The sequence below is a fragment of the Mitsuaria sp. MSU3D genome (assembly GCF_056867975.1).
On sequence record NZ_CP200314.1, the window covers coordinates 2,771,288 to 2,785,446 of the forward strand.

11 protein-coding genes are annotated in these 14,159 nt (G+C 70.2%); all 11 read right to left on the minus strand.

The window, feature by feature from the left end; genetic code table 11:
* Nucleotides 1–64 precede the first annotated feature (64 nt).
* The 11 genes from AC1VNM_RS12150 to AC1VNM_RS12200 all read right to left on the minus strand — a co-directional run bounded on the left by AC1VNM_RS12150 (nt 65) and on the right by AC1VNM_RS12200 (nt 14,148).
* Entirely contained in the window at nt 65–1,027 is a 963-nt protein-coding gene (locus tag AC1VNM_RS12150) for a polysaccharide deacetylase family protein (RefSeq protein WP_483107078.1), read from the minus strand.
* Complete coding sequence (locus AC1VNM_RS12155; RefSeq protein WP_483107079.1) at nt 1,027–2,343, minus strand: putative O-glycosylation ligase, exosortase A system-associated; 1,317 nt, start codon at nt 2,341–2,343, stop codon at nt 1,027–1,029. Before AC1VNM_RS12155 ends, AC1VNM_RS12150 begins: the two co-directional genes overlap by 1 nt.
* A complete protein-coding gene (locus tag AC1VNM_RS12160; protein ID WP_483109270.1) occupies nt 2,336–3,538 on the minus strand; it encodes a glycosyltransferase family 4 protein in 1,203 nt (400 codons plus the stop codon). The genes AC1VNM_RS12155 and AC1VNM_RS12160 overlap by 8 nt, the downstream gene beginning before the upstream one ends.
* 6 nt (nt 3,539–3,544) lie before the next feature.
* Entirely contained in the window at nt 3,545–4,837 is a 1,293-nt protein-coding gene (locus AC1VNM_RS12165) for a glycosyltransferase family 4 protein (RefSeq protein WP_483107080.1), read from the minus strand.
* A complete protein-coding gene (locus AC1VNM_RS12170) occupies nt 4,834–6,750 on the minus strand; it encodes an XrtA/PEP-CTERM system amidotransferase (RefSeq protein WP_483107081.1) in 1,917 nt (638 codons plus the stop codon). The genes AC1VNM_RS12165 and AC1VNM_RS12170 overlap by 4 nt, the downstream gene beginning before the upstream one ends.
* A 14-nt stretch (nt 6,751–6,764) precedes the next feature.
* Nucleotides 6,765–7,958 (minus strand): TIGR03088 family PEP-CTERM/XrtA system glycosyltransferase, encoded by a 1,194-nt coding sequence (locus AC1VNM_RS12175; RefSeq protein ID WP_483107082.1) that lies wholly within the window; start codon nt 7,956–7,958, stop codon nt 6,765–6,767.
* Entirely contained in the window at nt 7,955–9,610 is a 1,656-nt protein-coding gene (xrtA, locus tag AC1VNM_RS12180) for an exosortase A (protein WP_483107083.1), read from the minus strand. Before xrtA ends, AC1VNM_RS12175 begins: the two co-directional genes overlap by 4 nt.
* A gap of 247 nt (nt 9,611–9,857) precedes the next feature.
* On the minus strand, nt 9,858–11,081 hold the full coding sequence (locus AC1VNM_RS12185) for a TIGR03087 family PEP-CTERM/XrtA system glycosyltransferase (RefSeq protein WP_377153405.1): 1,224 nt from the start codon (nt 11,079–11,081) through the stop codon (nt 9,858–9,860).
* A gap of 9 nt (nt 11,082–11,090) precedes the next feature.
* Complete coding sequence (locus AC1VNM_RS12190; protein ID WP_483107084.1) at nt 11,091–12,209, minus strand: FemAB family XrtA/PEP-CTERM system-associated protein; 1,119 nt, start codon at nt 12,207–12,209, stop codon at nt 11,091–11,093.
* Nucleotides 12,206–13,063, minus strand: coding sequence for an XrtA system polysaccharide deacetylase (locus AC1VNM_RS12195; protein WP_483107085.1), 858 nt, complete (start codon nt 13,061–13,063; stop codon nt 12,206–12,208). The genes AC1VNM_RS12190 and AC1VNM_RS12195 overlap by 4 nt, the downstream gene beginning before the upstream one ends.
* Nucleotides 13,060–14,148, minus strand: coding sequence for an XrtA/PEP-CTERM system-associated ATPase (locus AC1VNM_RS12200; RefSeq protein ID WP_483107086.1), 1,089 nt, complete (start codon nt 14,146–14,148; stop codon nt 13,060–13,062). Before AC1VNM_RS12200 ends, AC1VNM_RS12195 begins: the two co-directional genes overlap by 4 nt.
* Between the last annotated feature and the right edge of the window lie 11 nt (nt 14,149–14,159).

Below are 14,159 nucleotides of genomic sequence, written 5' to 3' on the forward strand. Positions count from 1 at the left end.
TTCCTAGAACTTTTGCGTTCGGCAATCGACGATCCGCAGCGGCACACGGAGGTGCCGCGCGTGCTCAGACCACCGCTGCCGGTCCGCCCATGCGCGCGTTGCGCATCATCCGCGCGGCAAACATCGCGGTGGAGTTCCCCCACGGCGTGTAGCGCGGCAGCTGGAACAGATCGGCGCCCGGCAGTGCCACGCCGGGCGCGGTGCTGACCGCCGCCTCGAAGCCGAGATCCCGCAGCATCGCCGCGTGACCCGCGTCGTAATCGCGCGCCGGCCTTCCGTTCGGGTACGCGAAGCTGCGCACCGGCCGGCCCAACAGCGCCGCGAGGTGGTCGCGTCCCGCCTGCACCTGCTCGCGCGCGCCGTCGGGCGACAAGGTCGTCAGCACCGTGTGGTCCACCGTGTGACCGCCGATCTCGTGGCCCGCGTCGGCCAGTTGCTTCAATTGCGCGTCGGTGAGCATCAGGTCGTCCGGCATCGCGCCGACCGGTTGCGCCGCCAGCATCCGGCGCAGTTGCGCCTCGCGCTCGTCCGGCGCCAGGTACTTCAGCTGCACCTGCAGCGCGGACACCGCCTTCAGACGTTCCTCGGTCGTCGCGACCGGATGCACGCCCATCCCGACCGCCGACAGGTCCAGCACCGGTCCCGGCACCAGGCGCACGAACTCGACCACCGTGTCGCTGAACATGCGGCCGCCGTTCAGGTAGCCGGTCGCGATGAACACCGTCGCGCGCGCGCCGTGCCGCGCCAGGATCGGATGCGCCACCGTCCAGTTATCCGCATAGCCGTCGTCGAAGGTGATGCACGCCGCGCGCTTCGGCAGGCGCCCCTCGCGCAGCGCGAGCGCCGCGTCGCTCACCGTCATCAGCGTGAAGTGCCGCGCCAGGAACGACACCTGCGCCTCGAAACGCGCCGCGTCGATCTCGCCCGGCCGCATCGCGTCCGGCGCGGGCAGCACGCGGTGGTAGATCAGGATGCTCAGCGCGGGCTCGCCGCGCGGCCAGCCGAGCAGGCTCAGCGACGCCAGCATCAGGTGCCTCCCCAGTACGGCGAGTGCACGTCCCGCGGCGCCTGCCCCGCCGCGACGGCGGCCTGCTTGCGCCCCGCCACCTCCGCGACGACGACGCGGTTCACCACCACCACGATCAGCACGAGGTAGTAAGGCAGGTCGAAGTACACCAGGCTCAGGAACGCCCCGCCGGTCGCGTAGCCGATCAGCCCGACCTGGCACATCGCCGACAGGTCCCGCGCCCACTGCAGCTCGGGCAGGTCCTTGGCGGTCCGGATGGTCGCGCTCGCCAGCCGCCAGGTCGTGGCGAAGATGCCGACGAAAATCGCCAGGCCCAGGAAACCGTGCTCCCCCATCGCCTGGAAGTAGATGCTGTGCGCCGTCAGCGGCACCGACGGATCGGGCGCGTACTTCGCGAACACCGCCGGCCCCGCGACCGTGAAGCCGCCGCCGAACGGGAACAGGTCGATCGCCAGCCGCCAGGCCATCTGCCACGCATTGATCCGCCCCATCGCCGACGAGTCCTGGTCGTAGGTCTTGATGGTCTCCATCCGGCTGGTCCAGCTCTCCGGCATGAAGACGAAGATCAGCGGCAGCGCCACCAGCACCACCAGGGCCAGCGGCAGCTTGTTGCGGCTCTTCATCCACATGAAGAACGACATCGTCACGATCGCGAGGAAGGCGCCGCGTGACTGCGACCCCACCGCCGACGCCATGCACAGCAGCATGGCCGCGGTGGCCAGGTGGCGTTGCCAGCGCTTGGTGGCCTGCAGCTGCAGGTAGCGGATCAGCGGCACCGTCATGATGGTCGCGAGCGCCAGCGAGTTGTTGTCCTCGATGAACGAGCCCTCCGGCCCCCACACCCGCGCCGAGCCGCCGGACAGCACCGTGAACACGCCGCCCTTGATGCCGTAGTAGCCGATCGAGATCACCAGCACCAGCACCAGCCAGTCCAGGTCGCGCCGCCGCTTCACCACCAGCAGCGACACCAGCACCATCAGCAGCACCTTGAACGCGCGCGACCAGAAGTGCATCTCCTTGTCCGGGTAGAACGAGAACAGCAGCGGCGACACGCCGATCCACAGGATCCAGATCGACAGCAGGATGGTCACCGCATTGACGGGGAACTTCACCAGCTTGTCGCGGTGCACCATCAGGCTCGCGAACAGCGCCAGCGCGATCACCATCGACCATGGCGCGTCGTGCGCAAAGCCGTAGGCCAGGCGGTGCGGGTTCATCACCCCCATCCACACCCAGCCCAGCACGCCCCACATCGGGTCCTTGAAGGTCTTGTAGATCAGGGCCAGGAACAGGCCCAGCATCAGCAGGTCACGCATGGCGCAGCTCCGGCGACCGCCGCGCGGCCAGGATGCGGTGGAACAGGTCGAGCTGGCCCTGCGTCGTCGCGTCCCAGCTGAAACGCTCGGCGTAGCGCCGCGTCGACGCGCGGTCGCGGGGCGACGCGCGCAGGCGGCGCACGGCCTCGGCCACGCCCGACGCGGTGCGTTCGGGCATCAGCTCGCCCGCTTCGGGGCTGGCCACGACCTCGGGCGTGCCCCACACATTGGACGCCGCCACCGGCGTGCCGCAGGCCATCGCCTCCAGCAGCACGTTGGCCCAGCCCTCGCGGCTCGACGCCAGCACCAGCGCGTCGACGCCGGCATAGACCTCGCGCAGGCGCGCCTGCGGCAGCGCGCCGAGGAATCGCACGCGCGACGCCACGCCCAGCGATTCGGCCAGGCGGCGCAACGCGCCCTCCTCCGGACCGGTGCCGGCGATCAGCAGATCGACGTCGGGCAGTTCAGCGAGGGCGCCGATGACCAGCTCATGGCCCTTGCGCTCGATCAGGTGACCGACCGAGGCCAGCGTGAAGCGCCCGGCCGCCAGGCCCAGCGCGGCGCGGGCCTCGTCGCGGCCGGCGGGATGGAAGAGCGTCAGGTCCACGCCGTTGCGCAGCGCGGTCACCTTCGCGGCGTCCGCGCCCAGCGCGACCAGCTCGTCCTTGAGCGCCTCGCACACGGTGATCATCGCGTCGGCCTGCGCCGCCGCGCGCAGGATCAGCTTGCGCGGGAAGGCGTGCTGCGGGATCAGGTTGATGTCGGTGCCGCGCGCGGTGATCACCACCGGCTTGTTCAGCGCCCGCGCCACCATCACCGCGGCGACGCCGTCGGGATAGAAGTAGTGCGCGTCGATCAGGTCGAAGTCGTAGCCCGTCGCCTGCAGTTGCCGCGCCGCGCGCAGGAAGGTCCAGGCCAGCGTGTACGGCGCGCTGCTCATGCCGACCTTGGGCAGCCGCACGAAGCGCGGATGCGTGATGTCCAGGCCGTGCCGCGATTCGCGCGCCGGCGTCGCGGCGAACTTGCCGTACTCGCCGAAGCGCTCGCCCTTGAGCGGGAACCACGGCACCGGCGCGATGACGCGGGATTCAGCCTGCCCTGACGCGACCAGGTGACGCAGCCGGGTCTCCACGAAGATGCCGTGGCTGGGCATCACCGCGCTCGGGTACAGCGTCGAGAAGGTCAGCAGCTTCAGCATGGCTCAGGCCTTCGCGTCCTCGGCGCGGGACGTCGCCGCGGTGGCGGCCTCAACGGCGGGCGTGATGGCGGACGTGACGGCGCGCGGGGCGATGGCCGCGTGAGCAGCCTGCTGCGCCTCGCGAGCGCCCTGCCCGCTCTTCAATGCCCGGCCCAGCGCCACAACGCGCGCGGCGTTGCCGTGCCAGGTCAGCTGCAGTCGACCAATCGTGGCACGCGCGCCCTCGCCCAGACGTCGGCGCAGCGCCTCGTCCGACGCCAGCCGCGCCAGCAGCGCTTCCAGCGCGCCGGCCTGCGCCGGATCGAACAGCAAGGCGTTGAGGTCGTCGTCCAGCACTTCCTCGATGTTGGGCTGGTTCGGCGCGACGATGGCCTTGCCCAGCGCCAGGTATTCGAAGAGCTTGAGCGGCGACGCGTAGGCGACCACCGCCGGCTGCAGCGCGATGTCGAAGGCGGCCACGTAGGCGGGTACCGCGTCGCGCGAGACGACGCCGGTGAAGCGCACGCGCTTGCCGAGCTTCAGCTCGCCGGCCAGCGCCTCGAGGTCAGCCCGCGCCGGCCCGTCGCCGACCAGCAGCAGCCGCGCATTGGCGGGCGCCGCGTCCGTCGCCATCCAGCGGATCACGCGGTCCATGCCGTGCCAGTCGCGCACGAAGCCGGTGAATCCCAGCACCAGCGCGCCGTCCCAGCCGAGCGTGCGCTTGGCCGCCTCGGACGACGGCGCCGCGTCGAAGTGTTCCTCGTTGATGCCGTTCGGGATCACGACCAGCCGCTCCTGCGGAACGCCGCGCGCGCCGACCATCGCGCCGAGCACCTGGGTCACCGGCAGCACCGCGTCGGCGCCGCGCCAGACGGTGTCCTCGGCCCAGCGCGCGATGCGCGGCAGGGCCAGGCCGCCGAACTTCGCGCGCTCGTCGACCAGCGGCGCGTTCACCTCCAGCAGCAGCGGCACGCGCAGGCGCCGCTTGAGCATCAGCCCGCTGAGCAGGAAGAGGTTGTAGCGCTCGTAGATCAGGTCGGGCTGGAAGTCCCGGGCCGCCGCCGCGAGTCGCCGGTACGCCACCAGCGAGTACGCCAGCTCCAGCAGTTCGTAGACGAACTTGGGCAGCTTCGCGCGCAGGCGATGCACCCAGCCGGTGTCGTCGCCCATCTTCGCCTTGTCCTCGGGCGCCGACTCGCCGCCGGGCGCGACCACGCGCACCTCGTGGCCGAGCGCGCGCAGCGAGCCGATCATCTCCTCGATGTGGACCGCCTGGCCGTCCTTGGACGCGGTGCGATGGTGGTAGAGGATCTTCACGCCGCCTCGCGCATCGAGGTCGCGCCCATCACGTTGCGCAGGAACGCGTCGTACATCAGCAGCGTCCACAGTGGCGTGCTGTGATCGCGGCTGCCGTTCTCATGCTGCTCGACCATCTGGCCGACGGTCTTCAGGTCGAACATGCCGGAATCCGCGAGCGGCCCGCCCAGCAGCGAGTGGCGCACGCGCTGGCGCAGCGGTCCGCGGAACCAGCGCGACAGCGGCACGGCGAAGCCCATCTTGGGCCGGTACAGCACGTCGTTGGGCAGGTGCGGCTCGAGCGTCTTCTTGAACAGGTACTTGCCCTCGCCGCCGCGCAGCTTCAGGTGGGACGGCAGCGTCGCCAGCCACTCGACCAGCGGGTGGTCCATCAGCGGCTCTCGCACTTCCAGCGAATGCGCCATCGACGCGCGGTCGACCTTGGTGTTGATGTCGCCGACCAGGTAGGTGTGCGTGTCGATGTACTGGATCAGCGCCAGCGGATCGTCCGTGTTGGCGCGTTCGGCGTGCTGCAGGAACAGGTCGCGCGCGTTGTAGCCGCCGAGTTCCGACTTGAAGCGCGCGCTGTACAGCGGCATGCGCTCGTTGTCGCGGATCACGGACATCGTGTGGAAGTAGGCCTCCACCGAGTTGCGCGCCAGCGCCTGGAAGGTCGTCTTCGCGCGGAACACGCGCGGCGCCCAGTCCGCCTTCGGATAGAGCCGGCCCAGCGTGCCGAACAGCGGCTTGCGCAGCCCCAGCGGCAGGCTGGCGCGCATGCGCTCTTCCATCATGTGCAGCTTGTAGCGGCGGTAGCCGCCGAAGCTCTCATCGCCGCCGTCGCCCGACAGCGCCACCGTCACGTGCTTGCGCGCGAGCTGGCAGACGCGGTAGGTCGGGATCGCGGAGCTGTCGGCATAAGGCTCGTCGTAGAGCCGCGCCAGCGTGTCGATCAGGTCGAAGTCGTCGCTCTGGACGGTCTCGACGTGGTGCTCGGTCTGATAGCGGTCCGCCACCCTCTGCGCGAACTCGGACTCGTTGTACTGCGGGTCGTCGAACGCGATCGAGCAGGTCTTCACCGGCCCGTTGGTCTCGCCGGCCATCATCGCCACGACCGCGCTCGAGTCCACGCCGCCCGAGAGGAAGGCGCCCAGCGGCACTTCGGCGATCAGGCGCAGCTTGACCGACTCGCGCAGGCGGCGGGTCAGTTCTTCCTGCGCCTGGACCTCGTCGATCTTGCTGTCGGTCGTGAAGCTGACGTCCCAGTAGCGGCGCGGCTGGCCCAGCGGCTCGCCGCGCCGGATCACCAGCGTGTGCGCCGGCGGCAGCTTCAGCGCCTGGCGGAAGATGGTGCGCGGCTCGGCGACGTAACCCAGCGCGAAGTACTCCTCCACCGCCTGCGGGACGATGTCGCGCTTCATGCCCGGATGCGCGAGCAGCGCCTTCAGCTCGGAGCCGAAGACCAGCGTGCCGTCGTCCAGCAGCCCGTAGAACATCGGCTTCACGCCGAGCCGGTCGCGCGCCATGAAGAGCTGGTCGCGCGCCTTGTCCCAGATCACGAACGCGAACATGCCGCGCAGCTTCTGCACGCAGGCCTCGCCCCAGGCGGACCAGGCGTGCACGATGGCCTCGGTGTCGCTCTTCGTCTGGAACTGGTAGCCCAGCGCGGTGAGCTCGTCGGTCAGCTGCTGGTAGTTGTAGATCTCGCCGTTGAAGACGATGCCCACCGAATGGTCCGCGTTGAACAGCGGCTGCTGGCCCGTCGCGATGTCGATGATGGACAGCCGGCGGTGGCCGAAGGCCAGCCCGGGCTGCAGGTGGATCGAGCCTTCGTCGGGGCCGCGGTGGTGCAGCGAGTCGTTGATGCGATGCATCAGCGCGCCATCGAAGTCGCGCCGCCCCCGGGTATCGAAAAGTCCGCTGATTCCGCACATGGTCGTACCCCGTGTCAGTTCTTGTGGCTGGCGGCATTGTGGCCGCGCAGCGTGTCATACAGGCCCTGGTACCGAGCGACCATGGCACGCATGCTGAAATCCTGCTCGACCCGCGCGCGGCCGGCCTCGCCCATCGCCATCGCACCTTCGGGATCGCGCGCCAGACGCAGCAGCGCCGCGGCCATCGCCGCGGGATCCGCCGCGGGCACCAGCAGCCCGCTGACGTCGCGCGTGACGAGGTCCGCGTTGCCGCCGACCTCGGTCGCAACCACCGGCAGCCCGCTGGCCATCGCCTCGAGGATGGTGTTGGAGATGCCCTCCGCCAGCGACGGCAGCGCGAAGACGTGCAGTCCGCGCATCACCGCCGGCACGTCGGTGCGTTCGCCCGGGAGCCAGGCGAGCTCGCTCAGGCCGGCCTCGTCGAGCAAGACCTGGCACTGCGCCCGCAGCGGACCTTCGCCGATCAGCACCAGCCGCGCACGCGCGCGCAGGTCCGGCGCCTGGTCGATCAGCGCGATGAAGGCGCGCGTCAGCATCAGCTGGTCCTTCACCGGCGCCATGCGGCCGACGGTGCCGATCAGCCAGTGCGCGGCGGGATCGAAGGGGCAGCCCGGGATGGCCTCGACCTGCTGGCGCTGGAAGCGCAGGGTGTCGACGCCGTTGACGAACTGGCTCACGCGCGCCGGCGGCACGCCGACCGGACCGGTCAGGTAGTCGCCGAGGTCACGCGAGAGCGCGATGTAGTGCGAGACGAAGGGCTTGTAGAAGCGCCGCACGCGCTGGTAGGCGCGGTTGCGGCCGTCGAGGTCGCCGACGTCGCGGCCGTGCTCGCCGTGGATGCGCACCGGTACGCGCGCGGCCCAGGCCGGCAGCTGGACTTCCAGCGCCGCCAGGTTGCGGCTGTGCACGATGGCCGGCTTGAGCGCACGGAACAGCCGGTAGAGCTTGGGATAGAGCCAGAAGCCCTGCCCCGGCGGCTTGTCCAGGGCGAAGCACTCGACGTCGTCGCGCTGCAGCCGCTTGCGGAAATCGGTGACTTCGGTGAGGGCGACGATCGCGTGCCGGTAGCGGTCGGCCGGCATGTGGTTGATCAGGTTCACCACGCCGTTCTCGAGACCGCCCGTGTCGAAGCGGTACATCACGTGCAGCACCAGCGGCCGCTCGTCCGCGGCCGCGAGCGCGCGCTCGACGCTCAGGCCGGCGCTCATGTCGGCGCCCCTGGCGACGAGGGCGTCAATGTCGTTGGCGTCGTTGGCGTCGTCGAAGGCGCGCCCCGTGCGCCGCCGTCGCGCACGCGGCGGAGTTCGCCATCGATCGTGCCCCAGTGCTGACGCAGGAAGAGATCCAGCCGCTGCGGCGCCAGCTCGTCAGCCTCGGTATAGACGAGTACCAGGGCCGCGTCGTCGCCGCGGCCCTGGAGCCGCTCCAGCGCGCCGCGCACGCGCGCCTGCCAGGCACTCGTCATCGGCCGGCCGTTGATCCAGTACACGTGCCACACCAGCATCCGCGGCGCGGTCACCGCGTCCAGCGACGAGGCGCGCACCTGCGTGGTCAGCACGGGAACCGGCGCCGCCGAGACGCCGGTGACTGGCGAGAACGCGGCCTGGCCGCGGCCGGTGACGGCCCAGTGCTTGTCCTCGGCGGCCACGACGGCGTTGCTGGAACTGACCAGCTTGCGTTCGTAGTCCTGATCGCGGAAGTACTGCAGGTGCAGCCCGACACGCGGCTTCGCGGCGCCGACCTGGGCCGGGCCGGTGAACTCCTGGTGCAGCGCGGCGTTGGCGCCTTCGAAGTCCGGCACCCAGGCGTCGGACGGGACGGTCTGGTCCGACCAGCCCGGCTCCGCGGACACGGCGGGCAGCGCGGCGATCGGCGCCGAGTGCCCCTGGCGCAGCAGCACGCCGGCGGTGATCGGCAGCGCAATGGCGAGCAGCACGGCGACGGCCGCCAGCCAGCCCGCACCGGTCGCGGCCGGCGCGACATCGCGCGGCGGCGGCACCAGCGGCAGCTCGAGCTGCGCCCAACGTGCGCCGATGAGGAACATCGCCAGCATCACGATGCCGAAGAACAGCCAGCCGTAGATCAGGTGGTCGACGCCGACCGCCAGCGTGTTGCCCGACAGGTGGCCGATCATCACGATCAGGTAGGCCCGGGCCCAGTTCGCCACCAGCGGCAGCGCCAGCGCGAAGGCGATGAAGCCCAGCCGACGGCGGTTCGAGTGGTAGCTGATGTAGGCGTACAGCGTGCCCACCATCGCCGACGCGATCAGGTAGCGCACGCCGGAGCAGGCCTCGACGACCGACCACTGGCCGCTCGGGATGATGAACTGCAGGCCTTCCTGGTAAACCGGCAGGCCGCTGAGCCGCAACGCGACGACGGTGAACTTGGCGGTCCAGTCCATCAGCTGCGGCAACAGGAACTCCCCGACCGGCACGCAGAAGAACAGGAAGCCGAGCGGGAAGACCATCTCGCGCGCGATGCGCCAGCCCAGCACCGCCGGCACCAGCAGCACGAGCATGGCGACGAGCGTGAACTGCGTGACCGCGTTGATCGCGGCGAAGTCGGCGAACAGCCAGACCGCGCCGAGCGCCACCAGCGGCAGCGCCAGCCACGGCACCGGCCGCGGCGTCAGCGGCGCGACCATCCCGCGGCGGCGCCAGGCCAGCCACAGCACGATCGGCGGCACCAGGAAGGCATGCGTGAAGGTGCCGGACCGCCACCAGATCGTGACCATGCCCAGCGCCGTCTGCCGGTACAGCAGCAGCAACGCGACGACGAGCAGCACCAGCACCGCCAGCGGGCGGCGCCAGGCATCGGGGACACCGCGCTGCTGAAGCGCCGACGGGGTGGTGGCGCTCATTGCTGCCCCTCGTCTGCGGCAAGCCGCAGCCGGTCCCCCGAGGGGACGCTGAGCTTGCTTGGGGCGGCCCTGCGCGCGCGCAGTGTTGCCCCCTCGTCTGCGGCAAGCCGCAGCCGGTCCCCCGCGGGGACGCTGAGCTTGCTTGGGGCGGCCCTGCGCGCGCGCAGTGTTGCCCCCTCGTCTGCGGCAAGCCGCAGCCGGTCCCCCGCGGGGACGCTGAGCTTGCTTGGGGCGGCCCTGCGCGCGCTCATGCCGCTTGTCCTTGCGGCAGATACCCGTCCAGCTTGGCCAGGTGCGCCTGCCAGCTGAACTGGCGCAGGACGCGTTCGCGCGCCTGCTGGCCGATCGCCTGCGCGCGGGTGGGCGCGCTGAGCAGCGCGTGGACCAGTTCGAGGTAGTCGGCGGCGCTGTCGGCCGAGAGCAGGTCCTGGCCGGCGAGCACGCCGTCGGCGCCCAGCGCCTCGACGCAGCTGCGCGCCGCCACGACGGGCCGGCCCACGGCCATCGCCTCGAGGATCTTGTTCTGCACGCCGCGCGCCAGGCGCAGCGGCGCGACGACAGCCGCCGCGTGCTGCAGGTAGGGCCGCACATCGGGCACCGTGCCGGTCACGCGCACCGCGTCGCCCGCCAGCGCCAGCACCGCGGGCGTCGGCGCGCGGCCGACGATGGTGAAGCGCAGCGTCGGCCAGCGTTGGCGCAGCTGCGGCAGCACCTCGGCCGCGAACCACTGCACCGCATCGACGTTGGGCCAGTAGTCCATCGCGCCGGTGAAGACCAGCGGCAGCTCGTCCGCCGCGAAGGGATTCGCCTGCTGCGGCAGCGGGGCGAAGTAGCCGCTATCGACGCCGTTGCCCAGCGCCTCGACCGGCGCGCCGGTCGCGGACAGGCGCTGGAACAGCGCCTTCTCGCCCTCGGTGACAAAGAACGAGCAGCGGGCCTGTTCCGCGACGCGGCGCTCGTAGGCCAGCAGTTCGCGGCCCTCGCGCCGGTACAGCCACGACATCGGCCAGCGGTTGGCCTTGGCGTAGTCGGTCCACTTGGCCGAGTCCACGTCGACGAAGTCGATCAGCATCGGCACCGGGCCGGCGACGGCCCGCAGCTGCTCGGCGTACTGCGCCATCGTCGACGAGAAAACGACGATCGCGTCGAAGCGCTGCGTCTTGGCGATCTGCGCGATCCAGTCACGCATCGCGCGGTGGCGGTAGTACGGCAGGCTCAGCGCCTCGCCGGTCGCCAGGCCGCGCAGGCTGGCCACACGCGCCAGCAGCGGGTTGAGGTCGGCGGCGAAGAGCTGCTCGCACTGCGCCTGCAGCGCGGGCACGTGGGCCCAGTCCTCGGCGTCGTCGACGAAGGTGCCCAGCCAGACCTTGTGATGCGCGGTCAGGTGCTTGAGCAGGTGGTACGAGCGCAGCTTGTCGCCCTTGTTGGGCGGATACGGCAGCCGGTGGACCAGGTAGAGGATGTTGGCCATGCGTCGTCCTCAGCCCAGGCTGCGCACGATGTGCGGACCGAGCCAGTTGGCGACGGCGATCGGCAGCTTGCGCCAGGCTTTGATCATGAGCTGGTACTTGGCGTTGCTGGGGTTGTTCTGCGGCACGCCGTCACGCCGGTACAGGCAGTACTCGTAATGCAGCGGCGTCGGCTCGAAGCCCCAGTTCTTCTTGAACGAATAGCTGCCGGTGCCCTGCTTGCTGCGGCCGTAGTCGAAGACCTTGAGCCCGCGGGCGCAGGCGCGACGCATCAGCTCCCAGTACTTGAAGTCGTTGGCGGCCAGGTCGCGCGCGGCGACCGCATCGCCGGCGTAGTACGGCAGCACCTCGTCGCGGAAGTAGAAGCTCAGCACGCCGGACAGCGGCTGACCCTGCGGGCTGCTGACGATCAGCACCTCGGCGGCGTCGCCGAATTCGTCCAGCAGCGCCTGGAAGTAGCGCTTGGGCATCGCGGGCGTGCCGTGGCGATGGACGTTGTCCGCGTAGAGCGCGAAGAAACGCGACACGTCGCGGTCGATCTCCGCCTTCAATTCGTTCTTGATGCCCTTGCGGACCATGGCGCGCTGCTTGCGCGGGATGGCCAGCATGTTGGCTTCCTCGTCCTCGAGGATCTCCTTGCGGAAGGTCACGTAGAGGTCCTGGTGCGGCCAGTCCTCGTGACGGCGCTGGACGTTGCGGAACTCCAGGTGGTCGGGATCCAGGGTCTTGCACAGGCTTTGCGCCCGCTGTTCGAGATGGTCGGCCGCCTCGGCACTGTCCGCGGCCACGCCGCCGTAGACGGCGAAGGGCAGGCTCACCAGCGCATGGCCGAACAGGCGGCTCTTGACCTGGGCCAACGGCAGCACGCCTTCGATGCGGCCGTCGCGCTCGGCGTAGAGGAAGAAGCACCGGTGCTTGAACTGACGGCTGATGATGCGTTGCCAGCCGGACAGGTGAAAGAAGGTGGCGGAGGCGCAACCGCGGACGAACTCGTCCCAGCGCCGCGCGGTCGCGCTGTCCGCGATGTCGAGTTGACGGACCTCGAGCTGGCCCGCCGCGGCCGCGCCGACGGCGGTCGGCGCGGCCACGTCCGTGGCGACGCCCGGGATCGACGGTGCTGCCGCGCTCATGCCGCCAGCCGGTCCGTGCCGGCCTGCGGCAGGAAGATCTCGTCCATCCGCGCCCAGGCGAAGTCGCCCAGCAGTTGCTCGATGCGCGACTCGGTGCGGCCGATGTTGACGTAATGGCGGAAGCGCGTCTTCGCGTCGATGCCGGGGATGCGTGGCTGTTCCGGATCAATCTCCCACGGGTGGAAGTAGAAGACCGCGCTGCGGCCTTCGATGCGGTTGAAGCGCTCGATCATCCAGCGCGACACGCCGTAGGGCAGCAGCCGGAACCAGCCGCCGCCGCTGCTCGGATAGTTCTTGCCGCGCCAGCGCAGCGTCGTCACCGGCACCTCGATCAGGCCCGGGCGCACCTCGTAGGCGAAGCGCGGCGAATCGGGCATGCCGTAGTGGTCATGTTCGATGGGATAGACGCTGGAGCTGTAGCGGTAGCCGCACTCGGCCAGCACGTCGAAGGCCCAGAGGTTGTCCTTGCCGATCGAGAAGCTGGGCGCGCGGTAGCCCTTGACCTCGACGCCGCCCAGGTCCTCGAGCAGCGCCTTGGCGTCGCCGACGTCCTTCAGGAAGGCGGCGCGGTCCAGGTCGCTGGCGCGCTCGTGGCCGAAGCCGTGGCTCGCCAGTTCATGCCCGCGCGCGACGATCTCGCGCACGATCTGCGGATAACGCTGCGCGATCCAGCCCAGCGTGAAGAAGGTGGCCTTGACGCTCTTGGCGTCCAGCAGATCGAGGATGCGCGCGATGTTGCGCTCGACGCGGCACTCGCGCGCGTCCCACTCGCCACGGGCGATGTAGGGCGCGAAGGCGGAGACCTGGAAGTAGTCCTCGACGTCGATGCTCATCGCGTTGCGGATCTTGTTCATCGCATCGCTCCCACGAGTTTCTGCAGCAGCGCCAGCGTCTGCTGGTTGATCCGTTCCAGGCGCATCAGGCTGTCCTCGATGCGCTGCAGGCGCGTCTCCTGGCCGTCCAGGTTCAGGCCCGCGAGTCCGTCGGCCAACGCGCCGAGTTCTCCGTTCAGCCCGCCGCCGGCCACGCGCGAACGCAGCCGCGTCAGGTCCAGGTCGACCGCGAGGTCGCCCTCGGACGCATGGCCGTTGATCTCGGACCCATGCACCGCCGGCGCCGGCGCGGACGCCGACTCGGCGGACAGGTCCTGCACGACCTCTTCCACGTCGGCCGCGGTCAGGTGCGGGTTCTCGTGCATGAAGCCCAGCAGCAGCAACCGGTCGCACAAGGTGTTGATGCGGCGCGGAATGCCGTGGCTGGCGCGGTGCAGCGAGGTGAAGGCGTCGGCGTCGAAGCTGGGCTTGTCGGCGGCGCCGGCGCACTTGAGCCGGTGCTCGATGTAGCGCTGCGTGTCTTCCTCGTCGAGCGGACCGATGTGGCAGCTCGCCGCGATGCGCTGGCGGAACTGCTCCATCTCGGGCCGCTGCAGGATGCCGCGGAACTCCGGCTGCCCGACCAGGAAGGTCTGCACCAGCGACTGGTTGCCGAACTGGAAGTTGGACAGCATGCGCAGTTCCTCGACCGCGCGCGCGGTGAGGTTCTGCGCCTCGTCGACGATCAGCAGGCAGCGCTTGCCGCGGCTGGCCTCGCTGACGAAGAAGGCCTCCAGCGCCATCAGCACTTCGCTCTTGGGCAGGTCCTTGACCCGAACGCCGAAGGCGGCGCCGACCAGGCGCAGCGTGTCCTCGGCGTCCAGCTGCGTCGTGACGATGTTGCCGATGACGACGTTGCTGCGGTTCAGGCTGTCCAGCAGCCCGCGCACCAGCGTCGTCTTGCCGGCGCCGATCTCGCCGGTGATGACGATGAAGCCGTCGCTGCGCAGCACCCCGTAGTCGAGGTAGGCCTTGGCGCGGCGATGCTGCTTGCTGCCGAAGTAGAAGCTGGGGTCGGGACTGAGCTGGAACGGCTTGCTGGCCAGCCCGTAGAAGGCCTCGTACATGTCGGTGACTG

Bases quoted from the DNA above. Each gene is read 5' to 3' on its own strand.
- AC1VNM_RS12195 (WP_483107085.1), bottom strand. From the start codon at position 13,063: ATGAACAAGATCCGCAACGCGATGAGCATCGACGTCGAGGACTACTTC.
- AC1VNM_RS12150 (WP_483107078.1), bottom strand. From the start codon at position 1,027: ATGCTGGCGTCGCTGAGCCTGCTCGGCTGGCCGCGCGGCGAGCCCGCG.
- xrtA (WP_483107083.1), bottom strand. From the start codon at position 9,610: ATGAGCGCCACCACCCCGTCGGCGCTTCAGCAGCGCGGTGTCCCCGAT.
- AC1VNM_RS12200 (WP_483107086.1), bottom strand. From the start codon at position 14,148: ATGTACGAGGCCTTCTACGGGCTGGCCAGCAAGCCGTTCCAGCTCAGT.
- AC1VNM_RS12155 (WP_483107079.1), bottom strand. From the start codon at position 2,343: ATGCGTGACCTGCTGATGCTGGGCCTGTTCCTGGCCCTGATCTACAAG.
- AC1VNM_RS12190 (WP_483107084.1), bottom strand. From the start codon at position 12,209: ATGAGCGCGGCAGCACCGTCGATCCCGGGCGTCGCCACGGACGTGGCC.
- AC1VNM_RS12175 (WP_483107082.1), bottom strand. From the start codon at position 7,958: ATGAGCGCCGGCCTGAGCGTCGAGCGCGCGCTCGCGGCCGCGGACGAG.
- AC1VNM_RS12185 (WP_377153405.1), bottom strand. From the start codon at position 11,081: ATGGCCAACATCCTCTACCTGGTCCACCGGCTGCCGTATCCGCCCAAC.
- AC1VNM_RS12170 (WP_483107081.1), bottom strand. From the start codon at position 6,750: ATGTGCGGAATCAGCGGACTTTTCGATACCCGGGGGCGGCGCGACTTC.